The following is a 23,523-nucleotide window of genomic DNA, read 5'->3' as shown; positions in this document are numbered from 1 at the left end:
CATCTCGCAGCCGATAGGGCCGGACGGCCCTAGTGCATCCGGCCCCGCGGAGCGATGATCGGCATCACGGGCAGTCCGTGGTCCGCAGACCGCCGGCCACCGGGGAACAAGGGGTCGTCATGACCGAGACAGGCACCTTCACGGAGCAGAACCCGATCCGCGTGTTCCTGCTGGACGACCACGAAGTCGTACGACGGGGCCTGACGGACCTGCTCGACGCCGAGCCGGACATCTCGGTGGTCGGCGACGCGGGCACCGTCGAACACGCGCTGGTCCGCGGCCCGGCGCTGCGCCCGCACGTCGCCGTGCTCGACGTACGCCTCCCGGACGGCGACGGCATCACGGTCTGCCGGGAGCTGCGCAGCCAGATGCCGGAGCTGGCCTGCCTCATGCTGACGTCGTTCGACGACGAGGACGCCCTGCTCGACGCCATCATGGCCGGGGCCTCGGGCTACGTTCTCAAGCAGATCAGAGGCTCCGACCTGGTCTCGGCGGTCCGCACGGTCGCCTCGGGCCAGTCCATGCTGGACCCCGCGACCACGGCCCGCCTGATGCGCTCGCTGCGCTCCGACCCCGCCGAGAGGCCGTCCATCGCACCCGAGCTGGCGAGCCTGTCGCCCCGCGAGCGGGACATCCTCGCCCTGATCGGTGACGGCCTGACCAACCGCGAGATCGGCAAGAAGCTGTACCTGTCGGAGAAGACGGTCAAGAACCACATCTCCCGGCTCCTGGCCAAACTCGGCGTCCAGCGCCGCGTCCAGGCCGCGGTCCTCGCCTCGCACCTGGAGCAGCCCGGGACGAGCGAGCGCCAGGGACGGTGAGCCCCAACCGCGGGGGGGAGGGGGGACGGGCCGTCACCTGGGTCGCTGGTGGGACTGGTGGGACGATTGGGACTGTTAGGACTCTTGGGACAGGTCATCATGCAGCGGAAGGAAACGACGTGGAGATCATCGCGTACGGAGTCTTCGCCGACGAGAGGCCACTCCTGGAGGAAGCCTTCGACCGGGCATCCGGCAACCGCCACGAGCTGCGCTGCCTGAAGCTGTTCCTCAACCGGGACACCGCGCCCACTGCGGCCGGCCACGAGATCGTACTGAGCAGCGTCAACGACACCCTCGACGCCGAGGTACTGCGGCACCTGGCCAAGGGCGGGACGAAGCTGATCGCCCAGCGGGCCACCGGCTACAACAACATCGACCTGACTGCGGCACGGGAACAGGGCCTGACGGTGGCCCGGGTGTCGTACTACTCGCCCCACTCGGTCGCCGAGTTCGCCTGGGCCCTCGCCCTGGCCGTGAACCGGCGCATCGTCCGGGCCGCGCACCGCACCCGTGAGTTCGACTTCCGCCTGGACGGACTCATGGGCCGCGACCTGTACGGCCGCACCGCGGGTGTGGTGGGTACCGGCAAGATCGGTACGGTGTTCGCCCGCATCGCCCACGGCTTCGGCATGCGCCTGCTGGGCTGGGACATCGCCGAGAACCCCGACTGCCTGGCCCTCGGCATGGAGTACGTCCCACGCGAGCGGCTGTTCACCGAGTCCGACCTGGTCAGCCTGCACGTACCCCTGGTAGAGGCCACGCACCACCTGGTGGACGCGGCGATGCTGGACCTGATGAAGCCGGACGCCATCCTGGTCAATTCCAGCCGCGGCGGCCTGATCGACACCGACGCCCTGCTGACCACCCTGCGCGCCGGCCGCCTCAGCGGCGTCGGCCTGGACGTGTACGAGGAGGAGGCCGGGGTGTTCTTCCTCGACAAGTCCCTGGAAGTGATGACCGACGAACGCCTGGCCCGCCTGATGACCTTCCCCAACGTGCTGGTCACCTCGCACCAGGCGTACTTCACCCGGGACGCCGTCGCCCAGATCGCCGAGACCACCGTGCACAACATCCAGGACTACTTCGCCGACCGCACCAGCGACAACACCCTCATCCATCCGGGCCTCGGGTGAAGCGGGACCGGTGATCCGGCCTCGCCCCTGTCCCGGGCCGGCGCCCCAACCCACGCCGCACCTTCCAGCGCCCTCAGAACTTCGTGGACCGCATCCCGATGCGGGACTTCGACGCCCACCGCCACGCGGAAGTGCTCACCGCACGCCCCTTTGAGAAGCGGCCGACGATCGCGGTGCTGTCCACGGCCCACGAACGCCGGACCGACTGGCTCCGCGCGGGCCAAGCATGGTGCCGGACGACGCCGTACCGCTCCGGGTCGCCGAGAAGGTGCTGCCGACGGTCCCGGGGTGGGCCTCCGGCAGCTGAGCGTCTGCGCCGTCCGAGCCGTTACCGCTGCTTGATCCGCAGGAAGGTGACGGAGTTCGCCGGGAACGTGTACGTGAACTTGTCGGTCACACCCCGGAAGGTGGAGCTCACCGGGGTCACCGGCGTGTCCGTCTCGGTGTTCACCGCGTCCTGGCCGGCGGCCAGCGTGGTCACGCGGGCCGTGGAGGCGACCTTGGCACCGCCGAGGTCGATGGCCGTGCGGGCCTCGGCGGACTGGGCGTTGACGACCTTGACGATCAGGTCACCGGTCCTGGCGTCCTTGGTGACCACCTGGCGGAACGGCTCGGCCGGCTTGTCGTCGGTGAAGCTGCCCCACTCCTTGCCGTCGAGGAGCAGGGTCACCTGGCGGCCGCGCACCTTGACGTCGATGTCGTAGGCGCGACCCGTCTCGATCGACCCGGGCTTCGTCATCAGGGTGCCCTTGCCGCCGTCGACGGCCTGCTCGATCGCGGACTGGGTGTTGTTCCAGCCGCCCAGGTTCCACCAGTAGTAGTTGCCGGTGTCCTTGACGCCGAAGGCGACGAGGAAGCCCTCCTTGCCGGACTTCTTGGTGGCCTTCACATGCAGGTCGTAGTCCTTCCAGGCCGGGTCACCCGCAGTGACCAGGGTGTTCTCCGCGGCGGCGTCGCTCTGGAGGTAACTTCCGTCCTGGATGCTCCAGCTGCCCGCGCCGCTGTGCGTCCACTTCGAGGCGTCACCGGAGAAGTCGTCGCTGAGCAGGGTCGAGCCGTCCGCCGAGGTGACCTTGACGTCGTCGTACGCGGCGCTGGTCGCCCACGTGGACAGGCCGACGGCGCCCGTGATGGGACCGCTGACGTTCGGCGTGGTGGTGGCCTTGGACGGGACCACGCGGTCGCCGACGTTGTTCATGAACAGCTTCTGGACCTCGTAGTTGGCCGAGTTCCAGGAGGCCCGGTTGTTGAACCAGATCATGTCGGGGCGCCACTGCACGTAGTCCTCGTTGGCGAGCAGCGGGGCGTACGAGGCGAGCTTGACGACGTCGGCGTTGCGCTCCAGGCCGGTCATGAACGCGGCTTCGGAGAGACCGTTCTTCCAGGCGTTGCCCTGGGAGGCGTACTCGCCGAGGAAGACCTTCGGGCCGTTCCTGTCGTAGGAGTCGTAGCGGTCGTTGTTCTGAAGGAACCAGTTCGGGCTGTTGTAGTAGTGCTCGTCGACCATGTCGACCTTGCCCTCGCGGTTGAGCTGCCACGCGGTGTCGAAGGTCGTGCCGGCGTCGTCCGGACCCGAGTTGGAGATGACGGTGATGTCCGGGTACTTGGCCTTGATGGCGGCCCGGAACTGCTCGAAGCGGGCGAAGAACTCCTTGGGGAGGTTCTCCTCGTTGCCGACCCCGATGTGGGTCAGACGGAAGGGCTTGGGGTGGCCCATCTGCGCCCGGACCTTGCCCCACTTGGAGGTCGCGGGGCCGCCTGCGAACTCGATGAGGTCGAGGGTGTCCTGGATGTGCCGCTTGAGCAGCGCTTCGTTGTCGGTGGCCTTGTTCTGGCCGCAGCCGGTCACCAGGGCGGGGACGACGGGCAGCGGCATGGCGCCGATGTCCTCGGAGAAGCGGAAGTACTCGTAGTAGCCGAGGCCGTAACTCTGGTTGTAGCCCCAGAAGTTGGCGTTGGTGGCGCGCTGTTCGACCGGCCCTATGGTGTCCTTCCACTGGTAGCTGCGTTTGCGCTGCCAGTTGGAGGCCTCGCTGTAGTCCTCCATCGAGCCGGTGTTGACCAGACAGCCGCCGGGGAAGCGCACGAAGCCCGGCTTCAGGGCTGCGATCTTCTCGGCGAGGTCCTTGCGCAGGCCGTTCGGCTGGTTCTTGTAGGTGTCGCGCGGGAACAGCGAGACCTCGTCGAGCGCGGCGGCACCGGCCGAGGCCACGGCGAGGCGGCCGCGGTTGCTGGTGCGGGCCGCGGTGAAGGTGGCCTTGTACTTGGCCCAGCCGCCCTTCACGGCGACCTGACGGGCGGTCGCCAGCGTGCCGGCGGCGTCCCCCAGCGAGACGGTGAGCGTGGTGCCGCTCTCGGCGCGGGCCCACACGGAGAAGTCGTACTTCTTGCCCTGCTCCACCCGTATGCCGGTGTTGTATCCGGCGTTGGTGACGGACGAACCGGCGCCCAGGGAGAGGTAGTTGCGGTTGCGCTCGTTGAGGCGACCGGCGTCGTTGACGACCTGGGCCGTCCCGCCGACCGCCCAGGAGGTCAGCGGCGTGTACGAGCCGTTGTCGGCGGTGGAGTACTCGAAGGACCGGTTCTGCACGAGCTCGGCGTACAGTCCGCCGTCCGCGGCCCGGTTGATGTCCTCGAAGAAGACGCCGTACATCGTGTCGTCGATCGCCGCGCCCCGGGCGCCCGGGTCGACGGTGATCGCGTAGTCGGTGACGTCCTCGGCGTGGGCGGGGGACGGGATGAGACCGGCTGCCACCAGGACGGCAGTGGCTGCGAGGCCGAATCTCCAGCGGCTGGGGTTGCGTGGCATGGATACTCCGCGGCTCGATGTTCGAAATATCAAACGCTGATCAGCACTTCGAACGGCAACATAGAGAGGGGGATCCTGAGCGTCAACGGGTCACGTGGTACCGAAAGTGTCGGAAGCGAGAAGCGGATGGGTGAGTTCTGGCCAGTACCGGATGCGCTGACGTATCTGGCCGGGAGCTGGCAGGTCGAGCGGTCGGTGCGGGATCTGGCGAGCGGGGAGGAAGGGGAGTTCTCCGGGACGACGGTTTTCGGCCGGCTCGACGACACCGGCCTCCTGCACCACGAGTCCGGCACCTTCCTCTGGCGAGGAGTCCCGCGCCCCGCCGAACGCACCCTGCGCTTCCTCCCGGGCGGTTCACCGGGAACGGCGGACGTCCACTTCGCCGACGGCCGCTTCTTCCACGACCTGAACCTGACGACCGGCCACCACCTCACCGACCACCCGTGCTCGGCCGACCTCTACCGGGGCGAGTTCACCGTGCGGGACGAGAACCACTGGCGGACGGTGTGGCGGGTACGGGGCCCGGCGAAGGACCTCGTCCTCACCACGGACTACGCCCGCGAGGGCTGAGCCGGTCCCCCGTCGAAGCGGAGGTTCCAGCGGCCCGCGCGGCCGGTCACGGTGGTGGTCGACAGGGGGCGTACGTCGATGTTCCAGTACGTGGCCGGGGGCGCCTTCAGGGCGTAGACGAGGGCGGCTCGGATCACGGACGGTTCGGCGACGGCGACGATCCGGCCGCCGTCCTCCACGGGGCGGGTGTCGAGCCAGCCGCCGACCCGGCCGATGAACGCGAGCAGGGACTCTCCGCCGTGCGGCGTACCGCGCGGGTCGGCGAGCCAGGCGTCCACGGCATCCGGCTCCCGGGCCATCGCCTCGCCCAGCGTGAGCCCGCGCCAGCGGCCCATGTCACAGTCGCGCAGGGCGAGCTGGACCAGCGGCGCGTAGCCGAGGGCATCGCCGGTGGCGCGGCTGCGCGGGGTCGGCGAGCAGTAGCGCAGCTCGGCCGCCGCCAGCGGCAGCAGGTCGCGCGCGACGCGCTGCACCTCGTCCCAGCCGGCCTGGTCCAGCGGCCGGTCGTCCTCGAAGCGCTCGGCGAGGAGCGGGGAGCTGCGCGCGGCGGCGACGAACGTGACCCGAAGCGACATGCGGCGATGGTGTGTCGCTGAAGTGCGCAGGTCAAGAGGCATTATGCAGGTGTCACCGAGGGTGGACAAAACCTTACTGCGGGGTCAGGACCAGGCGGACATGTCGCTGGAAAACGGCTGTTGGAGATTCAAGTACAGCCCGACCGGAAGCGACGAGAGGCAGGCGGCGGCAACTAGGCAACTAGGCAACTAGAAGTAGAGCGCCATCCATTGGTCCGGCCTCTCCAGCGCCGCGAACCCGAGCTTCTCGTAGACCCCGTGCGCGTCGTGCGTCGCGAGCAGCATCCGCCTCAGCCCGTACGGCCGCAGGTGCTCGCGTACCGCCCCGACGAGCGCCGTCCCGATGCCCTTGCCGCGCACCGACGGGTCGACGTACACGTCACACAGCCACGCGAAGGTCGCCCGGTCCGTGATGACCCGGGCATACGCCACCTGCTCCCCCGAAACCGTGTCGTACACCCCGAAGTTCAGCGATCCCTCGATCGCCCGGTCCTGCTTCTCCCGCGTCCGCCCGAGCGCCCAGTACGCGTCGGTGGACAGCCACCGGTGCACCCGCCCGGCGTCGATGCGCCGGGGGTCGGTCGAGATCTCGTAGCCGTCGGCGAGGGGCGAGGGCAGGGCGTCGGTCATGCGGCGAGATTCGCAGGACCGTGCGCCGGACGTCGACCGGTTTTCCCGGTGGGCGGCGGCCGGGTCCCCCCTGCGGCGCGGCATGCAGGTGGCTGGGTGGCTCGACAACTGGCCGAGCCGCAGCCGACCCAGAGGCGCGGGACGGTGTTGAATCTGCGGCTACCGCCGCGCGGGCGCGACCAGCCACAGACAACCGGCACCCGCGAATGCGTCCGCGCCCCTACGGCGATCAGGCGCCCTGCCGGCTGCCAAGCGGCCGTACCTCGTCCCACGCCGCCCGCAGTCGCCGCACCCCCTCCACGATCTCCTCGACCCCGGCCACCGCCGCGAAGCTCAACCGCAGATGCCCCGCCGGGGGCTCCGCGCTGAAGTACGGGCGGCCGGGCGTGATCGCGACGCCCGTGCGCAGGGCGGCGGAGGTCAGGGCGGGTTCTCCCCCAGAGCCGAAAGCCTCGGAGGTGCGCCCGGTGCCCCCAGTGCCGTCGGGCAGGCGGAGCCAGAGGTGGTAGCCGCCGGACGGGATGTGCGGGAGGGACAGCTCGGGCAGGTGCAGCCGCAGGCCCGCGGTCATGACGTCGCGGCGGGCCCTGAGTTCGGCGGACAGGGTCCGCAGATGGCGGGGCCATGCGGGCGAGCCGACGAGTTCCAGGGCCGCCTCCTGGAGCGGGCGGGGCACGAAGAAGGTGTCGACGACCTGGATGGCGCGCAGCCGTTCCAGCACCGGTCCGCGCGCGGCGAGGGCACCGACCCGGAAGCTGGGCGAGGTCGCCTTGGTGAGCGAACAGACGTGGACGACGACACCGTCGGGGTCGTCGGCGGCGAGCGGGCGCGGCAGCGGGCCCGCGTCCTCGTGCACCAGGCGCCGTACGAAGTCGTCCTCCACGACGAAGGCACCGGCCTCGCGCGCGATGCGCAGCACCTCCGGGCGACGCTCGGGGGCGAGGACCGCGCCGGTCGGGTTCTGGAAGAGCGGCTGGCAGACGAAGACACGGGCGCCGGTGGCGCGGAACGCGTCGGCGAGCAGGGCCGGCTTCACTCCGTCCGCGTCCACCGGTACGGGCACCGGGCGCAGTCCGGCCGCGCGGGCGATGGCCAGCATGCCGGGGTAGGTGGGCGATTCGACCAGTACCGGCGCGCCGGGCGGGGCGAGTGCCCGCAGTGCGGTGGTCAGCGCGGACTGGCCGCCCGCCGCGATCAGCACCTCGGCGGCGGTGACGGTGCCGCCGATCTCGCGCGCGAACCACTCGCGCAGCTCGGGCAGTCCGTCCAGCGGCGGCCGGCCCCAGGCGCCGGGTCGGCGGCCGGCCCGGGACAGCGCCCCGGCCATGGCCTTCTCGGGCTGGAGGGAGGGGTGGGGGTAGCCGCCGCTGAACTCGATCACTCCGGGCGGCGGCGTGGCGAGACAGACGGTGACGCCGGAGGCGTCCACGGTGCGCGGTACGACGTCGGCGGCACCGTCGGCGCTGAGGGCGACCTCCTGCCACGAGGTGTCGCCCGTGGCCGCGAGCGGGGTGCGCGGCGGGGCGCGGAAGGCGCCGGCGCCGGGCCGGGTCACCACCAGCCCCTCTGCGGTGAGCTGAGCGAGGGCGCGCGAGACGGTCACCGGGCTCACCCGGAACCGCTCGACGAGCGACCGGCTCGACGGGAGCTTTCCACCGACAGAGTAGCGGTCGAGTTCCCTTCGGAGCTGTTCCGCCAGTTCAGCCACGCTGCTACGCTCTTGCATGAGAACACAGAGTAGCGCTATCGCCCCGATCGGGATAGCGGTCAGCGGTCGGTCCGGCAACTCGATCGGCACCCTCCAGGCCGCCCTCGGTGTCGCGGCCTTCTCCCTCACCTTCCCCGCCACCGCCTGGGGCCTGGAGAGCTTCGGCCCCTGGTCCCTGGTCGCGGTGCGCAGCGTGCTGGCCGCGCTGATCGCGGGCAGCTGTCTGCTGGCGCTGCGCGTGCCGCTTCCCGCTCGGCGGCACTGGGCGGGCCTCGCGGTGGTCGCCGCTGGAGTGGTCCTCGGCTTCCCGCTCCTCACCTCGCTGGCGCTCCGGACGTCCACCACCGCGCACGCGGCGGTCGTGGTCGGACTGCTCCCGCTCACCACCGCGCTGTTCTCGGCGCTGCGCGTCGGCACCCGCCCGTCGCGCACCTTCTGGGTCGCGGCCCTCGTCGGCGCGGCCGCGGTGGTCGCCTTCACCGTGCAGCAGAGCGGTGGCACGCTGACCAGCGCCGATCTGTATCTCTTCGGGGCGCTGCTGGTGTGCGCGGCCGGCTACACCGAGGGTGGCCGGCTGGCCCGGGTCATGCCGGGCTGGCAGGTGGTCGGCTGGGCGCTGGTGCTGTGTCTGCCGCTGAGCGTGCCGGCCACCGTGGTGGCGCTGTCGTACGAGCCCGTCCAGCTGACCTGGCACGGTGTCACCGGACTGCTGTGGGTCGCGGCGGGCTCGCAGTTCCTCGGCCTGGTCGTCTGGTACCGGGGCATGGCGGCGATCGGCATCCCGAAGGCCAGCCAGTTGCAGTTGGCCCAGCCGCTGCTCACACTGGTGTGGTCGGTGCTGCTGCTGGGCGAGCACCTGACAGTGGCCGCCCCGCTGACGGCCGCGGCGGTGCTGGTGTGCATCGCCGTGACCCAGCGGGCGCGTGGCTGAGCGGGCCCCGACGACCCACTTCCAACCACCGCTCCACGCCGTAGACTCAAGGCCACGGACCGCTGCTCCCGCACCTGGTGAGGAGGACCGACTGATGCGTGCAACCGTGGGCGACCAGCTTGTCCAGCACGGCAGGGTGGTCGGGCAAAACGACAAGGTCGGCGAGATCGTCGAAGTCCTGGGCCAGGAGGGCAATCCTCCGTACCGCGTCCGCTTCGAGGACGGGCACGAGGGCCTGTGCTCCCCCGGCCCCGACGCCGAGATCCGTCACAGGAACACGATCAAGTAGTTCAGCGAGCTGTTCAGCGCGGGGGAATCGCCGGCTGCCCGTAGTGGTCGGCGACGACCCGTGCCATGGCCTCGATCCGGTCGGTCGCGACGTCCTTCGCGGCGAAGTAGATGTGCCCGCAGACCTCCGGGTGCTCCTTGGTCAGCGTGAGATGCCGGGACAGTTCGGACGGTTCCTGCCAGGCGGCGGGCTGCGCCGCGTCACCGGCCTTGTACAGCGCCTCACCGACGTACAGCTTCGTCCTGCTGCCCCGTGCCACCTCCGACCACCAGGGCACGAGCTCGGCGTAGTCGGCGGCGGCGAAGCCGATGTTCCAGTACAGCTGCGGGCAGATGTAGTCGATCCAGCCCTCGCGGACCCACTTGCGGGTGTCCGCGTACAGGTCGTCGTACGTCTGCACCCCCGCGCGGGTGCCGGAGCCGAGCGGGTCGGTGCCGGCGTTGCGCCACACGCCGAACGGGCTGATGCCGAACTCCGTGCTGGGCCGGATCCTCCTGATGCCGGCCGCCATCTCCGTGACGAGCTTGTCGATGTTGTCCCGCCGCCAGTCGGCCCGGACCGGGAAGCCGCTTCCGTAGCGGTCGTAGGCCTCGTCGTCGTCGAAGGTCTGGCCGGCCACCGGATAGGGATAGAAGTAGTCGTCGAAGTGGACCGCGTCGATCTCGTACTTCTCCACCGCGTCGAGCATGGCCTTCTGCACGAACTCGCGGACCTCGGGCAGCCCCGGGTTGTAGTAGAGCTTGCCGCCGTACGTCACCACCCAGTCCTCGTGCACCCGCGCGGGATGGGACGCGGCCAGCTTGCCGAGGTCCGTGTGGTTGGCGATGCGGTACGGGTTGAACCAGGCGTGCAGGTGCAGATCGCGGGCGTGGGCCTCCTCGACGGCCGTGCCGAGCGGATCCCAGCCGGGGTCCTCGCCCTGGGTGCCGGTGAGGACCTGCGACCACGGCTCGTACGGCGAGGGCCACAGGGCGTCGGCCGTGGGCCGTACCTGGAAGACCACGGTGTTCAGTCGGGACTCCGCCGCCGCGTCGAGGTGGGCGATCAGCTCGGCGCGCTGCTCGTCCGCGGTCAGGCCCTGCCGGGAGGGCCAGTCCCGGTTCGCCACGGTCGCGATCCACACGCCGCGCATCTCCCGCGTCGCGCGTCGCCTGTGGTGGCCCTTGCCGTCCGCCATGGCGGAACCGGCGGCCATCGCGCCGCCTGACGCCACGAGTGCTGACAGGGCGGTCACCGTGAACGCCCGTCGTGACATCCGGGACTTCCGGTGCAGCATCTTCTCCGTACCTCCGTGTGCCGTGGTCAATGGCCCACCCCATGACAGATCAGCGTGCTCCGGACCTGTCCCGCCGACAGGCTTTCACGAGGCACCCGAACGATCGATCAAGCTACGCCGAAGGTAACGTGCAGGTTTGGAGCAGGCGCCGAACAACGGCGGTCCTGCCGCATTCGTGGACCAGCGAAGGGGTCGATGTGACCGGCATCTCCGGAGATATTGCACGCGTCGGCGTGGTGGGCTGCGGCCAGATGGGAGCGGGCATCGCCGAGGTGTGCGCCCGCGCCGGGCTGGATGTGAAGGTCGCCGAGACCACCGGCGAGGCCCTGGAGATCGGCCGCACCCGGCTGTTCACTTCCCTGGCCAAGGCCGCCGAGCGCGGCAAGATCAGCGAGGAGGAGCGGGACTCCACGCAGGCGCGGCTGTCCTTCACCACGGACCTCGGCGAGTTCGCCGACCGTGACCTGGTGATCGAGGCCGTAGTCGAGAACGAGCAGGTGAAGACCGAGATCTTCCAGGTCCTCGACCAGGTCGTGACCCGCCCGGACGCGATCCTGGCGTCCAACACCTCCTCGATCCCGCTGGTGAGGCTGGCGGTCGCCACCTCGCGCCCCGACCAGGTCATCGGCATCCACTTCTTCAACCCGGCCCCGGTGCAGAAGCTCGTCGAGCTGATCCCGGCGCTCACCACCTCCGAGGGCACGATCGCCCGCGCCCAGACCTTCGCGGAGAAGCTGCTCGGCAAGCACGCGATCCGCGCTCAGGACCGTTCCGGCTTCGTCGTGAACGCGCTGCTGATCCCCTACCTCCTCTCCGCGATCCGGATGTTCGAGTCGGGCATCGCCAGCCGCGAGGACATCGACAACGGCATGGAGCTCGGCTGCGCCCACCCGATGGGCCCGCTGAGGCTGTCGGACCTGATCGGCCTGGACACGGTCGCCTCGGTGGCGCAGAGCATGTACGACGAGTTCAAGGAGCCGCTGTACGCCGCTCCGCCGCTGCTCCAGCGCATGGTCGACGCGGGCCGGCTGGGCCGCAAGACAGGCTCCGGCTTCTACACCTACGGCTGATTACGTCTCTCTACGGCTGATCAGATCTGCGGCTGATTACAGACGGTCAGATTCCGGCCAACCGCACGGGCCCGGCACCGCGAAGGTGCCGGGCCCGCGTCATTCACACACCGTGTGCGCGCCGGGCTCGCATATGCCCGTCGCACACTCTCCCCACGCGTCCACCAGCCGAGTTCACTTTCCCTGCGCATGCAAGGGATGTGAGACCACTACGGAAAGGAACGGACTCGTGACCGTCGATCCCGAGCATCCGGTCGTACAAGGAGAACTCGCAGAGTTACGACGTCGTCTCGACGTCGCCTACGCCCGTGTGGAGGGCGGGCTGGCTCTGCTCACGCACCGCACCGAGGAGACCGCCAAGGAACTCGACGAGCTGAACACCCGGATCAACACACTGGAACACGCGCGCTGGCCGCTGCCCGCGGTCGCCGCCCTCACCGCCGTGGGTGCTCTCGTCGTGGCGATCTGGCAGGCAGTGGGGCGCTAGCCGAGCCTGAGGTGGTGCAGCATCAGTAACGCGGCCGCCATGTTGGCGGCCGGGACCTCCCCACGGGCGACCATGTCGGGGACGAGCTTGAGCGGGACCCATTCCCGGCGGTCCGACTCGTAGTCGTCCACGGGATGTCCGACGTACTCGCCCTCGTCGGCCCAGTAGATGTGGTGCCGGGCGTCGGTGAGCCCGTTGGAGGGCTCCACGCTCATGAGGTGGTGCAGGGGTCCCGGCCGCCAGCCGGTCTCCTCCTCGAGTTCCCTGGCGGCCGCGCGGACGATGTCCTCGCCGTCCTCGACGACACCCGCCGCGAGTTCCCACCCCCAGCTGTCGGTGATGAAGCGGTGGCGCCACAGGAGGAGGACCTCGTTGGCCTCGTTGACCACCGTGGCCACGGCGACCGGCCGCAGTCGTATGAGGAAGTGGTCCAGGTGCCGCCCGTCCGGCAGCTCCACGTCTGCCAGGTTGACGGTGAACCAGCGGTTTTCATACACAGTTTGTTCGTTCTGTTTCGTCCACTGCACGGTTCTGCCACCTTCCGTCGAGTAAGTGGCAATATCGCAGCAGGGACTATGAAGGTGGGCCTACAGCGGTACGCGCAGTGCGCCGTCGATGAGTTCGGCGGCCTCGGACGTGCCCGCGCAGCCGTTGCGCACCAGGTGTTCGCGCACCGCCCGGAGTCTGTCGCGCAGGCGCTGGGACTCCATTCCCCGCGCCTGCTCGGCCATCTGCACCGCGATGGCCACCGCCTTGTCGGCGTTGCCCTGACGGAGTTCGATCGTGCTGAGCATGGCCAGCCGGTGCACCCGGCCCCGGTCGTGCGCCGGATTGTCGACGGCGGCCGCGGCGTGCTCCCGCGCGGCGACCAACTCCCCGAGGCTGAGCAGCGCCTCCGCCACCTGGACGTTGACCAGACCGGGCTGGACATAGCCGGTCTCGTCGGGTTCGTATCCGCGCCGGATGCGTTCGGCGGCCTGCTCGGCACGACGGATGCAGGACAGGGCGCCCGTGCCGTCGCCGAGGTGGGCGTACGCCTTCGCCTGCATCGCGTACAGGTCGGAGGCGAGGGCCGGGGTGATGTGCTTGCCGGCGGCCCGCAACGCGGCCTCGGCGAAGGCGACGGCCTGCCGCCATTCCCGCATGAACAGCGCCTGGTTGACCAGCAATGCGATCACATAGGCGCCAAGTCCCCGGTCCCCGCTGGCCTTCGCCAGCCGCAGGGCCTGGTGGAAGTAGCGCTGGGCGAGGCCGTGCGCGTCGGAGTCGTAGGCACAGATACCCGCGATGGCCACCAACCCGCCCGTCGCCCGGTGGAGTTGACGGCCGGTGGCGTCGGTGTAGCTGCCGCGCAGCAACGGAGCGGCCTCGGAGTTGAGGAAGCCGACGATCCGGGTGCGGGTCGCTATGCCACCCGCCTTGCGGTACATCTGCTCGTAGTGGGTACGGGCAGCGCGCAGCATCTCCAGATCGGCGGGGGTGACCCGGTGCCGACCCCCGCGTGACACATCGACGTCCTCGGGCGGGTTCTCCCACTCCCACACGGGCATGACGGCGGGCGTGCCCGTGACCGCCGGCGCGCCCAGGATGTGCGGCCGCTGCTGCTCGTCGGAGCGCCACAGCGCGGTGGCCCGCTCGACGAAGCCGGACAGCGAGGTGGTGTGCGCTACGGACTGTTCTCCGGGCACGCCGAGACCGATGTCGTCGAGCGTGACGGTACGGTGCAGTCGGCCGGCGAGCACCTCGCAGATCAGGTCGGGCACCTGGCCGCGCGGCCGCTGCCCCTTCAACCACCGTGCGACGGCGGTGTGTTCGTATCTGAGCGCGAGGCCGCGTGCCCGCCCCGCCTGGTTCACGTGTGCGGCCAGCCCCGCGTGCGAGATCCCGGCCTCGTCCAGGATCGCGTCGAGCAGAGTGTTGGGCTGCATGTATGCCCCCCGGATGGCTCGGTGCCGTCAGAGTAGTGCGAACCGCTTCACACGGGGTGTGAACGGAGTGCTCGAATCCGCAGCGTACGCGCTCTGTTGCGGAGAGTTTCCGGCCGGTTGACTGAAATGCCTCGCAAGAGGCCGGCCGGGCCGCCGGCTCCCCCTCGTACACTGCGGCGGCCCGCATCCGCGCCGTCCGCCCAGCTGCCTGCCCGACACTCCGCGGCTGGGCGGATGGCGACGCCCCGCCGCGCCGGCTACGCCGGGTGACTGGTCGCCGTTGCGCTAGATGTAGTTGGTCGGCTGCGGGTTCGTCGTCGTAGGTCGCGCAGTTCCCCGCGCCCCCAAGGGGTCGCAGGTAAGCCCGGTTCGGTCGTTCCGTAGGACCAGTAGCGCTATGTCGTCTGCTTGCCTTCCTCTTGTGTGGCGGAGGACGGCCGTGAAGAGGGTGCGCAGGATCGTCTGCGGGGTGATGGGGTGGTGGCGTACGGCTTCGACGAGGGCCGCCTGGAGCGAAAAGAACCGGCCTCTTCCGTCCCTCGCGTCTTCGACACCGTCCGTGTACAGGACCAGGGCCTCGCCGGGCTGCAAGGTGCCGCAGCTCAACGCGGGCAGTTCGGTCGGGAGCGGAAAGGAGCCCAGGGGTGGGAGGGGGTCGGTGCCGGCGAGAGGTTCCACGGTGGAGCCGCTCAGCAGGTAGGGCCAGGGGTGACCGCAGTTGAGGGCGGTGATCTCACCGCCCCGGCTGATCTCCAGCAGCAGGACAGTGACGAACTCCTCGGAGACGGGGTCGTCGCGCAGGTGTCGAGCCAGGGCCCGGTCCAGTCTGTGCAGAAGCCGCCCCAGGTCGGGCTCGTCGTGCGCGGCCTCGCGGAAGCTGCCGAGGAGCGCGGCGACCGTGCCGATGGCGGCGATGCCATGGCCGCGGACGTCGCCCATCACCGCCCGTACGCCGTGCTCGGTGGCGATGACCTCGTACAGGTCACCCCCGACACAGGCGCTGCGGTCCGCGGAGAGCTGGCCGGCGGCGACGTTCAGCCCGTCGATACGCGAGGGCAGCGGCCGCAGCAGCGCACTCTGCGCGGCACCGGCGACCTTGCGCACTTGCCGCAGCTCACGCAGCAGCGCCTGCCGGACATGCGCGATCAGCCCCGTACCGACGGCGAGGAACACGGCGCTGGTGACGACCCGAGCCCCTAGGCTGTCCTCCTGCGCGATCGGACAGGCCAGCTTGTACGAGATCGCCATCGCGCCCCAGGCGGTGGGCAGCCCCCACGCGAGCGCCTTGCGGGGAACCCGACCCTTGATGCGGAACATGCCGATGGCCCCCCAATAGGCCCTGACAACGCAGAACGGACCGACCCCGAAAGGCCGGTCCGATTCTGTCGAGGGATGCCCCGGAAGTACCAGATCACCCAGAGAAGTCACCCTATTGAGTGAGGTGACCACAACACGCCCCGTAAGGGGCGCGGGGAACTGCGCGACCAGCCGCAAAAGCCCGCAGCCGCCGAACAACAGCAGTCCCCCACCCCTTGGGCGGGCTAACCCCTGAGAACCGCCCCCGTACGCTCGCCCGCGAGGGCAACCGCCGCGTCCCGAGCCGCCGACGCCTCATCAACCGTCAGCGTCCGATCCCCGGCGCGGAAGCGCAACGCATACGCCAGCGACTTCTTCCCGTCCCCGAGCTGCTCGTCATTGACGTACACGTCGAACAGCCGGATCCCCTCGAGAAGTTCACCCGCCCCGTCCCGCAACGCCGCCTCGACCTCGAAGGCCGGCACGGGCTTGTCGACGACGAGGGCGACATCCTGCGTGGCCACCGGGAACGTGGAGATGCTCGGCGCCTGCGGCGCACCGTCCCCGACCTGCTCCAGGGCGTCCAGGTCCAGCTCCATCGCACACGTGCGCGCGGGCAGCCCCAGCGCCTTGAGCACCCGCGGGTGCAGCTCACCGGCGTGACCGATGACCCGCTCCCCGCCGTCGACGGTGATCGCCAGCTCGGCGCACCGGCCCGGGTGCCACGGCCCGTACTGCCCGGTCCGCACGATCAGCTCGGCACCGGCTTCCCGCGCGACGAGGCGCGCCGCCTCGACCGAGTCGGCCCAGTCGGCCGGACGGCCCTTGCCCCACCAGCCGGCCTGCTCACGCGCACCGGCGAGAACGACGGCGATATGACGCGGCTGCTCGGGCAGCACGGCGTTCAGCGCGGCGATCTCCTCGTCGGTCGGGCGGCGGTCGACGGGCAGGTGCCCGGCGACGCGCTGCTCCTCGCGCGGCTGGAAGACCAGGCCGGTCTCGAACAGCGCCAGGTCGTGCGAGCCCCGCCCGTCGTTGCGGCGCAGCGCACCGAGCAGCCCGGGCAGCAGCGACGTACGGAGCGCGGGCTCCTCGTCGTTGAGCGGGTTGACCAGCTTGACGACACGGCGGGCCGGGTCGTCGGCGGCCAGCCCGAGCTGGTCGAAGACCTGCTCGCTGACGAACGGGTAGTTCGGCGCCTCGACATAGCCCGCGCCGGCCAGCGCGCGGCCGACCCGGCGGTGCAGCCGCTGGCGGTGCGTGAGGCCACGGCCGGACGGCGGCTTGGGCAGCGTGGAGGGCAGGTTCTCGTAGCCCTCCAGGCGGATGACCTCTTCGGCCAGGTCGTTCGGCTCCAGGAGGTCGGGCCGCCAGGACGGCACGGTGACGATCAGCTCGTCCTGCCCGTACACGTCGCAGCCGATCTGCTGGAGGCGCCGTACGACGGTCTCGCGGCCGTACTCGACGCCCGCGACCTTGTCCGGGTGGTCGGCCGGCACGGTGATGGTGTGCGGCGCGGACGGCGTGATGACCTCGGTGACACCGGCCTCGGCGGTGCCGCCCGCGAGCAGGACCAGCAGGTCGACGGTGCGCTGGGCAGCCGCGGCGGCGGCCGCCGGGTCGACGCCGCGCTCGAAGCGACGGGACGCCTCCGAGGACAGCTTGTGGCGGCGGGCCGTACGCGCGATGGCGACCTGGTCGAAGTGGGCGGCCTCGATGACGACCTCGGTCGAGGCGTTCTCCACGTCCTCGTGGTCGGCGATCTCCGTGTTGGCGCCGCCCATGACACCGGCGAGGCCGATCGGGCCGCGCTCGTCGGTGATGACCAGGTCCTCGGCGTGCAGCCGCCGCTCGACGCCGTCGAGGGTGACGAGCTTCTCGCCCTCCTCGGCCCGGCGCACCCCGATGGTGCCCTGGACCAGACTGCGGTCGTAGGCGTGCAGCGGCTGGCCGAGCTCCATCATCACGTAGTTGGTGACGTCCACGGCGAGCGAGATCGGGCGCATGCCGACCTTCTGGAGGCGGCGCTGGAGCCAGATCGGGGAGCGCGCCTCGGGGCTGAGGCCGGTCACCGTGCGGGCGGTGAAGCGGTCGCAGCCGATCGGGTCGGAGACCTGCACCGGGTAGCCGAAGGCGTTCGGGCCGGGCACGTCGAGCAGCGCGGGGTCGCGCAGCGGGCGGCCGTAGGCGATGGCGGTCTCGCGGGCGACTCCGCGGATGGACAGGCAGTCGCCGCGGTTGGCGGTGACGGCGATGTCCAGAACCTCGTCGACCAGCTCCAGGAGCTCGATGGCGTCCTTGCCGACCTCGGTCTCCGGCGGCAGCACGATGATGCCGTGCGTGCCGTCGTCGCCCATGCCCAGCTCGCTGGTGGAGCAGATCATGCCGTGCGAGACGCGGCCGTAGGTCTTGCGCGCGGCGATGGCGAAACCGCCGGGCAGCACGGCGCCGGGGAGGACGACCACGACCTTGTCGCCGACCTGGAAGTTCCGGGCGCCGCAGATCAGTTCCTGGGGCTCGCCGGTGCCGTTGGCCCGGCCGACGTCGACGGTGCAGAAGCGGATCGGCTTCTTGAACTCCGTCAGCTCCTCGATGGTCAGCACCTGGCCGACGACGAGCGGGCCCTTGAGGCCGTCGCCGAGCTGCTCGACGGTCTCGACCTCGAGACCGGCGGAAATGAGCTTGGCCTGTACGTCACGGCCGGTTTCGGTCGCCGGCAGGTCGACGTACTCCCGCAGCCAAGAAAGCGGGACCCGCATCAGATCTCCATCCCGAACGGCCGGGTGAACCGGACGTCACCCTCGACCATGTCTCGCATGTCCTCGACGTTGTGGCGGAACATCAGCATCCGCTCGATGCCGAACCCGAAGGCGAAGCCGCTGTACTTCTCCGGGTCGACGCCGCAGGCGGTGAGCACCCGCGGGTTGACCATGCCGCAGCCGCCGAGCTCGATCCAGCCCTCGGAGGAGCAGGTACGGCAGGGCCGGTCGGGGTTGCCGACGGACTCGCCGCGGCAGACGTAGCACACCATGTCCATCTCGGCGGACGGCTCGGTGAACGGGAAGAAGTTCGGCCGCAGCCGGGTCTTCATGCCCTCGCCGAACAGGGACTGGACCATGTGGTCCAGGGTGCCCTTGAGGTCGGCCATGGTCAGGCCCTCGTCGACGGCGAGCAGCTCGACCTGGTGGAAGACCGGGGTGTGCGTGGCGTCCAGCTCGTCGGTGCGGTACACGCGGCCGGGGCAGATCACGTAGACCGGCAGCTCGCGGTCGAGCAGGGAGCGGATCTGCACGGGCGAGGTATGGGTGCGCAGCACGACACCCGACTCGCTGCCGCCGTCGGGGCCCTGCACGAAGAACGTGTCCGCCTCGCCGCGCGCCGGGTGGTCCGGGCCGATGTTGAGCGCGTCGAAGTTGAACCACTCCGCCTCGACCTGCGGGCCCTCGGCGACCTCGTAGCCCATGGCCACGAAGACGTCCTCGATGCGCTCGGACAGGGTGGTGAGCGGGTGGCGGGCGCCGGCCGGTACGCGGTCGTACGGCAGCGTGACGTCCACCGCCTCCTCGACCAGCACCCGCTGGTCGCGCTCGGCCTCCAGCTCGGCCTGGCGGGCGGCGAGGCCCTTGTTCACGGCGCCGCGGGCCTGGCCGACGCGCTTGCCGGCCTCCGCCTTGGCGTGCGGGGGCAGGGCGCCGATCTCCCGGTTGGCGAGCGCCAGCGGGGACGTGCCGCCGGTGTGGGCGACCTTGGCCTCCTGGAGCGCGTCGAGGGAGTCCGCGGCGGCGAAGGCGGCGAGCGCCTCGTCCCGCATGCGCTCGATCTCTTCCGGTTTCAACGCCTCGACCTCGACAGGGTCGTACGACTTATTCGGTGCCGACATCTCTTCCCGTGCTTCCGATTGGCTGGCGGATGGTCCCCGTACCGACTCGTGGACAGACGCCCAAGGTTTTTGGGACACAAAGGTGCCAAAGGCCGAGTCTAACGGGGTTGAGGTACGCGAATGCGCCCGTGGGGCTCGGTCCTGATCTCAGGTGAGATACGCCGGGGCCGCCACGGGCAACGTAAATCGGAACTGCGCGCCGCCGCCGGGGGCGCGGCCGACCTCGACGGCGCCGCCGTGTGCCTCGACGATGCCCTTGACGATGTAGAGCCCGAGGCCCGTGCCACCGCGCTTGCTGCCCCGCCAGAAGCGGGTGAAGACGCGGTTCATGGACTCCTCCGGGATGCCGGGCCCCTCGTCGCTCACCGTGACCGACGTGCCGGTGTCCTCGCCCTCGCGGGGGGACGTCGTGGCCGTGATGTCAATGGTGACCGTTCCGTCGCCGTGCCGCACGGCATTTTCGATGAGGTTGCTGAGCACCTGGTCGATCTTGTCGGGGTCGGCCCACAGGTCGGGCAGCGGCTGCTCGACGCGCAGCAGGAACCGGTCGGCGGGCTGCCCGGCGGCGACGTAGGCCTGGATGTGCCGCCCGACGGCCGCGCCGATGTCGACGGGCTGGCGCCGCACCTCCAGCCGCCCGCTGTCGATCCGCGAGATGTCGAGCAGCTCGGCGATGAGCCGGGTGACCCGGTCGGCGTCGGCGTCGACGGTCTCCAGCATCAGCCGCTTCTGGTCGTCGGTGAACCGTGCCCACTTGGCCAGCAGCGTCGCCGTGAAGCCCTTGACGGAGGTGAGCGGCGAACGCAGCTCGTGCGCGACGGTGGCGATCAGCTCGGCGTGCGAGCGCTCGGTACGGCGACGGGCCTCGGTGTCGCGCAGCGAGACGACGACGCGGCGGACGGGCCCGGTCGGCTCGGCACGGACGTACCGCACGGAGACGAGGACCTCACGTCCGCCGGGGAGCAGAAGGTTCCGCTCGGGCTGCCTGCGCCTGATCGCCAGCCCGCCGTACGGGTCGGTCAGCTGCCACCAGCGCCGGCCCTCCAGGTCCTCTAACGGCAGCGCCTTCTCCAGCCGCTGCCCGAGGGCGTCGGCGGCGCGGACGGCGGTGATGCGCTCGGCGGCGGCGTTGAAGCAGACGACGTGCCCCTGCTCGTCGGCGACGACGAGGCCGTCGGGCAGGTCGTCGGGATCGATTCCGAGCTCGGCGAGATCACCGGGCCGGGACGCGGACGGCCGCCGCACCTCCCGTGCCCCCGGTGCGCTGCTCGTGCCGACACTCATCCCCGTACCCCACCTCTCACGACGGCTTTGGGGCCCCCGAGCTGGTCACCCTACTAGCTCTCGGTGACGGTGCGGCACCCTCCGGAGGCGCGCTGTGCACGGGCCGACGCATAGAGACATACGGCGGCGGCGGTGGCGAGGTTCAGGCTCTCGGCCCTCCCGTGGATCGGCACCCGCACGACGGCATCGGCCAGCGCGCGGGTCTCCTCCGGAAGCCCCCAGGCCTCGTTCCCGAACACCCAGGCGGTCGGCCCGCCCATGCTGCCCTTGTCGAGCTCGGCGTCGAGGTCGTCGGTCCCGGCACCGTCGGCGGCGAGAATCCGCACCCCGGCGTCCCTGAGTCCGGCCACGGCCCGCTCTACGGGCACGCCCACGGCGACGGGGAGGTGGAACAGGGAGCCCACGGAGGCCCGGACGGCCTTGGGGTTGTACAGGTCCACGGAAGCGTCGGTGAGGACGACGGCCTCGGCCCCGGCGGCATCGGCGCACCGCAGCACGGTCCCGGCGTTCCCGGGGTCCCGCACATGCGCGAGGACGGCCACGAGTTTCGGCCGGGCGGCGAGGATCTCCTCGAACGGGGTGTCGATGAACCGGCAGACACCGACGAGCCCCTGCGGGGTGACGGTGGTGGAGATGTCGGCGATCACCTGCTCGGAGGCGAGGTGCACGCGCGCGCCGGCCGCCCGGGCCTCCCCGATGATGTCGGCATACCGCTCCGCGGCCTCGACGGTCGTGAACAGTTCCACGAGCGTGGACCCGTACGCCGCCGCCTCGCGCACCGCCTGCGGCCCCTCGGCCAGGAACAGCCGCTCCTTGCCCCGGAAGTTCCGCTTGCCGAGCCGCCGGGCGGCGGAGACACGGGGGGAACGGGGGGAGATCAGCTCGGGGCTGGCCGGGGGCATGTCTGTTCCTTCAGCAGTTCGGTTCGGCGATTCCGGGTGACACCGAGCCGACGGCACCGCAGCTCCTCAGGGGCGCGGGGAACTGCGCGATCAGCCCCCACCGGCCCGCGGCCGCAGACGAAGGCTCGGGACCCCAACAGCAGGACCCGCAAGCCATGAAGCCTGCGGGTCCTTCAGTCACGTCGGCTCAGAGCCGGCGCAGCGTCACGCAGCCTTGGGCGCGTTGACGTCGCTCGGCAGAGCCTTCTGGGCGACCTCGACGAGCGCGGCGAACGCACCTGCGTCGTTGACGGCCAGCTCGGCCAGGATCTTGCGGTCGACCTCGACGTTCGCGGCCTTCAGACCCTGGATGAAGCGGTTGTACGTGATGCCGTTGGCGCGGGCAGCGGCGTTGATGCGCTGGATCCACAGCTGGCGGAAGTCACCCTTGCGCTTCTTGCGGTCGTTGTAGTTGTAGACCAGCGAGTGGGTGACCTGCTCCTTGGCCTTGCGGTACAGACGCGAACGCTGACCGCGGTAGCCGGAGGCCTGCTCGAGGATCGCCCGGCGCTTCTTGTGGGCGTTCACTGCCCGCTTGACGCGTGCCACTTTTTAACTCCTTGTAGCGGGGCCGCGGTTGGACTCACACGGCCCGGTATCGATTGGGTCCCGGTCCAGACGTACGGCGCGGATCGATCCGAGGATCCAGCGCCGGGTACGTCACTTGCCGAGAAGCTTCTTGATCTTCGCGGCGTCGCCCGGGGCCATCTCGGCGTTGCCGGTCAGGCGGCGCGTCACGCGGGACGACTTGTGCTCGAGCAGGTGGCGCTTGCCGGCGCGCTCACGGAGCACCTTGCCGGAGCCGGTGATCTTGAAGCGCTTGCTGGCACCGCTGTGCGACTTGTTCTTCGGCATAGCGCCGTTCTCTCCTCGTCGGTGGCGTTCCGGTGCCCGGTCGTGAAACCGGGCACGGTGGAACGTCGTTCTTGTATCGGTTGCGTCCTGGGGACTCGCGTCCCCCGGGATCACGCCTCGGCGGAAGCCTCGGCAGGTGCCTCGACCGCGTCCTCGGCGATCTCGGAGTCCGCGGCGTTCTGCGACTTGCCGGGGTTGGCCTTCGCTTCTGCCTTGCGGGCTTCCTGCGCCTGGCGGGCCTCGGCCATCGCCTCGGTCTTCTTCTTGTGCGGACCGAGAACCATGATCATGTTCCGGCCGTCCTGCTTCGGGTTCGACTCGACGAAACCGAGGTCCTGGACGTCCTCCGCGAGACGCTGCAACAGTCGGTAGCCCAGCTCGGGCCGGGACTGCTCGCGACCACGGAACATGATCGTGATCTTGACCTTGTCGCCCTGCTTGAGGAACCGGACGACGTGACCCTTCTTGGTGTCATAGTCGTGCGGGTCGATCTTCGGCCGGAGCTTCATCTCCTTGATGACCGTGTGCGCCTGGTTCTTGCGCGCCTCACGGGCCTTCATGGCCGACTCGTACTTGAACTTCCCGTAGTCCATGAGCTTGCACACGGGCGGACGGGCGTTCGCCGCGACCTCGACCAGGTCCAGGTCGTACTCCTGCGCAAGCTCCAGTGCCTTGGCCAGCGGGACGATGCCCACCTGCTCGCCACTGGGACCGACAAGTCGCACCTCGGGAACGCGAATCCGGTCGTTGATGCGGGGCTCGGCGCTGATGGATCCTCCTCGGTTAGCACCACACGACCGTCTGGCGGACAGCCGCGTATGTCTCTTTTCGTAAGACCTAACCGCGCCGAAGCACAAAAAATGCCCCGGACGATCACAGGCGGGGCTCCAAACACTGCCGGAGCACCGCCGCGATGACCGCGGGGGCGCTTTCGGGCGACTCCATCGTCCGTACGGAACGATGGTGGTCGCCTGACCGGGGTGACCCGCCGCCCCGGAGGACGGTCAGGTGGGAAGTCGGAGCCTCCACTTGTGGGCTGG

21 protein-coding genes and 1 pseudogene are annotated in these 23,523 nt (G+C 70.3%); 7 read left to right on the top strand and 15 right to left on the bottom strand.

The genetic code is table 11. From position 1 onward, the window contains the following. Positions 1 to 119: 119 nt before the first annotated feature. Both KUM44_RS38870 and KUM44_RS38865 read left to right on the top strand, forming a co-directional pair. Positions 120 to 821 carry a response regulator transcription factor gene (locus KUM44_RS38870; protein ID WP_217214482.1) on the top strand — a complete coding sequence of 234 codons (702 nt, stop codon included), beginning with the start codon at positions 120 to 122 and terminating at the stop codon, positions 819 to 821. Positions 822 to 940: 119 nt separating this feature from the next. Further along, complete coding sequence (locus tag KUM44_RS38865) at positions 941 to 1,954, top strand: 2-hydroxyacid dehydrogenase (RefSeq protein ID WP_217214481.1); 1,014 nt, start codon at positions 941 to 943, stop codon at positions 1,952 to 1,954. 328 nt (positions 1,955 to 2,282) lie between these two features. Here KUM44_RS38865 and KUM44_RS38860 read toward each other — a convergent pair whose 3' ends face one another. Continuing rightward, positions 2,283 to 4,763 carry an alpha-L-arabinofuranosidase C-terminal domain-containing protein gene (locus tag KUM44_RS38860; RefSeq protein ID WP_217214480.1) on the bottom strand — a complete coding sequence of 827 codons (2,481 nt, stop codon included), beginning with the start codon at positions 4,761 to 4,763 and terminating at the stop codon, positions 2,283 to 2,285. 126 nt (positions 4,764 to 4,889) lie between these two features. On the opposite strand from KUM44_RS38860, the gene KUM44_RS38855 reads away from it, so the two are divergent. Beyond that, positions 4,890 to 5,333 carry a DUF6314 family protein gene (locus KUM44_RS38855; protein ID WP_217214479.1) on the top strand — a complete coding sequence of 148 codons (444 nt, stop codon included), beginning with the start codon at positions 4,890 to 4,892 and terminating at the stop codon, positions 5,331 to 5,333. Here KUM44_RS38855 and KUM44_RS38850 read toward each other — a convergent pair. From KUM44_RS38850 to KUM44_RS38840, 3 genes are all read right to left on the bottom strand, one after another. Next, entirely contained in the window at positions 5,315 to 5,908 is a 594-nt protein-coding gene (locus KUM44_RS38850) for a histidine phosphatase family protein (RefSeq protein ID WP_217214478.1), read from the bottom strand. The genes KUM44_RS38855 and KUM44_RS38850 overlap by 19 nt on opposite strands. Before the next feature lie 189 nt (positions 5,909 to 6,097). Then, complete coding sequence (locus tag KUM44_RS38845; RefSeq protein ID WP_217214477.1) at positions 6,098 to 6,538, bottom strand: GNAT family N-acetyltransferase; 441 nt, start codon at positions 6,536 to 6,538, stop codon at positions 6,098 to 6,100. A 229-nt stretch (positions 6,539 to 6,767) separates the two neighbouring features. Next, entirely contained in the window at positions 6,768 to 8,264 is a 1,497-nt protein-coding gene (locus KUM44_RS38840; RefSeq protein WP_217214476.1) for a PLP-dependent aminotransferase family protein, read from the bottom strand. On the opposite strand from KUM44_RS38840, the gene KUM44_RS38835 reads away from it, so the two are divergent. Next, positions 8,263 to 9,177 (top strand): DMT family transporter, encoded by a 915-nt coding sequence (locus KUM44_RS38835; RefSeq protein WP_217214475.1) that lies wholly within the window; start codon positions 8,263 to 8,265, stop codon positions 9,175 to 9,177. The two genes, KUM44_RS38840 and KUM44_RS38835, sit on opposite strands and share 2 nt — an antisense overlap. A gap of 94 nt (positions 9,178 to 9,271) precedes the next feature. Next, the gene (locus KUM44_RS38830; RefSeq protein ID WP_217214474.1) at positions 9,272 to 9,466 is read left to right on the top strand and encodes a DUF1918 domain-containing protein; all 195 of its coding nucleotides are present in this window, start codon (positions 9,272 to 9,274) and stop codon (positions 9,464 to 9,466) included. Between the two features lie 13 nt (positions 9,467 to 9,479). Here the strand turns inward: KUM44_RS38830 and KUM44_RS38825 are convergent, their stop codons facing one another. Further along, positions 9,480 to 10,721, bottom strand: coding sequence for a glycoside hydrolase family 10 protein (locus tag KUM44_RS38825; protein ID WP_217214582.1), 1,242 nt, complete (start codon positions 10,719 to 10,721; stop codon positions 9,480 to 9,482). Between the two features lie 218 nt (positions 10,722 to 10,939). Between KUM44_RS38825 and KUM44_RS38820 the strand changes: the two genes are divergently transcribed. Further along, positions 10,940 to 11,812, top strand: coding sequence for a 3-hydroxybutyryl-CoA dehydrogenase (locus KUM44_RS38820; RefSeq protein WP_308402821.1), 873 nt, complete (start codon positions 10,940 to 10,942; stop codon positions 11,810 to 11,812). Positions 11,813 to 12,041: 229 nt separating this feature from the next. Beyond that, positions 12,042 to 12,299: a hypothetical protein gene (locus KUM44_RS38815; RefSeq protein ID WP_217214473.1), complete on the top strand. Its 258-nt coding sequence runs from the start codon at positions 12,042 to 12,044 to the stop codon at positions 12,297 to 12,299. Here the strand turns inward: KUM44_RS38815 and KUM44_RS38810 are convergent. The 10 genes and pseudogenes from KUM44_RS38810 to infC form a co-directional block, all read right to left on the bottom strand. Beyond that, positions 12,296 to 12,826, bottom strand: coding sequence for an NUDIX hydrolase (locus tag KUM44_RS38810; protein WP_217214472.1), 531 nt, complete (start codon positions 12,824 to 12,826; stop codon positions 12,296 to 12,298). The genes KUM44_RS38815 and KUM44_RS38810 overlap by 4 nt on opposite strands. A gap of 60 nt (positions 12,827 to 12,886) precedes the next feature. Further along, the gene (locus KUM44_RS38805) at positions 12,887 to 14,227 is read right to left on the bottom strand and encodes a transcriptional regulator (RefSeq protein ID WP_217214471.1); all 1,341 of its coding nucleotides are present in this window, start codon (positions 14,225 to 14,227) and stop codon (positions 12,887 to 12,889) included. Between the two features lie 285 nt (positions 14,228 to 14,512). After that, positions 14,513 to 15,544 (bottom strand): PP2C family protein-serine/threonine phosphatase, encoded by a 1,032-nt coding sequence (locus tag KUM44_RS38800; RefSeq protein WP_217214470.1) that lies wholly within the window; start codon positions 15,542 to 15,544, stop codon positions 14,513 to 14,515. A 224-nt stretch (positions 15,545 to 15,768) separates the two neighbouring features. Next, positions 15,769 to 18,282: a phenylalanine--tRNA ligase subunit beta gene (gene pheT, locus KUM44_RS38795; protein WP_217214469.1), complete on the bottom strand. Its 2,514-nt coding sequence runs from the start codon at positions 18,280 to 18,282 to the stop codon at positions 15,769 to 15,771. Further along, positions 18,282 to 19,403 carry a phenylalanine--tRNA ligase subunit alpha gene (gene pheS, locus KUM44_RS38790; protein WP_217214468.1) on the bottom strand — a complete coding sequence of 374 codons (1,122 nt, stop codon included), beginning with the start codon at positions 19,401 to 19,403 and terminating at the stop codon, positions 18,282 to 18,284. Before pheS ends, pheT begins: the two co-directional genes overlap by 1 nt. A gap of 147 nt (positions 19,404 to 19,550) precedes the next feature. After that, positions 19,551 to 20,687, bottom strand: coding sequence for an ATP-binding protein (locus tag KUM44_RS38785; RefSeq protein ID WP_217214467.1), 1,137 nt, complete (start codon positions 20,685 to 20,687; stop codon positions 19,551 to 19,553). Positions 20,688 to 20,740: 53 nt separating this feature from the next. After that, positions 20,741 to 21,589 (bottom strand): RNA methyltransferase, encoded by an 849-nt coding sequence (locus tag KUM44_RS38780; protein WP_217214466.1) that lies wholly within the window; start codon positions 21,587 to 21,589, stop codon positions 20,741 to 20,743. Positions 21,590 to 21,793: 204 nt separating this feature from the next. After that, positions 21,794 to 22,177: a 50S ribosomal protein L20 gene (gene rplT / locus KUM44_RS38775; protein WP_004002577.1), complete on the bottom strand. Its 384-nt coding sequence runs from the start codon at positions 22,175 to 22,177 to the stop codon at positions 21,794 to 21,796. 111 nt (positions 22,178 to 22,288) lie between these two features. Next, positions 22,289 to 22,483, bottom strand: coding sequence for a 50S ribosomal protein L35 (gene rpmI / locus KUM44_RS38770; RefSeq protein WP_003977225.1), 195 nt, complete (start codon positions 22,481 to 22,483; stop codon positions 22,289 to 22,291). A 110-nt stretch (positions 22,484 to 22,593) separates the two neighbouring features. Continuing rightward, positions 22,594 to 23,278: pseudogene (gene infC / locus KUM44_RS38765) on the bottom strand (translation initiation factor IF-3). Between the last annotated feature and the right edge of the window lie 245 nt (positions 23,279 to 23,523).

The organism is Streptomyces sp. AC550_RSS872 (genome assembly GCF_019049285.1).
In the GTDB taxonomy this organism is placed as follows: domain Bacteria; phylum Actinomycetota; class Actinomycetes; order Streptomycetales; family Streptomycetaceae; genus Streptomyces.
This window is presented reverse-complemented; position numbering and strand designations above follow the sequence as displayed.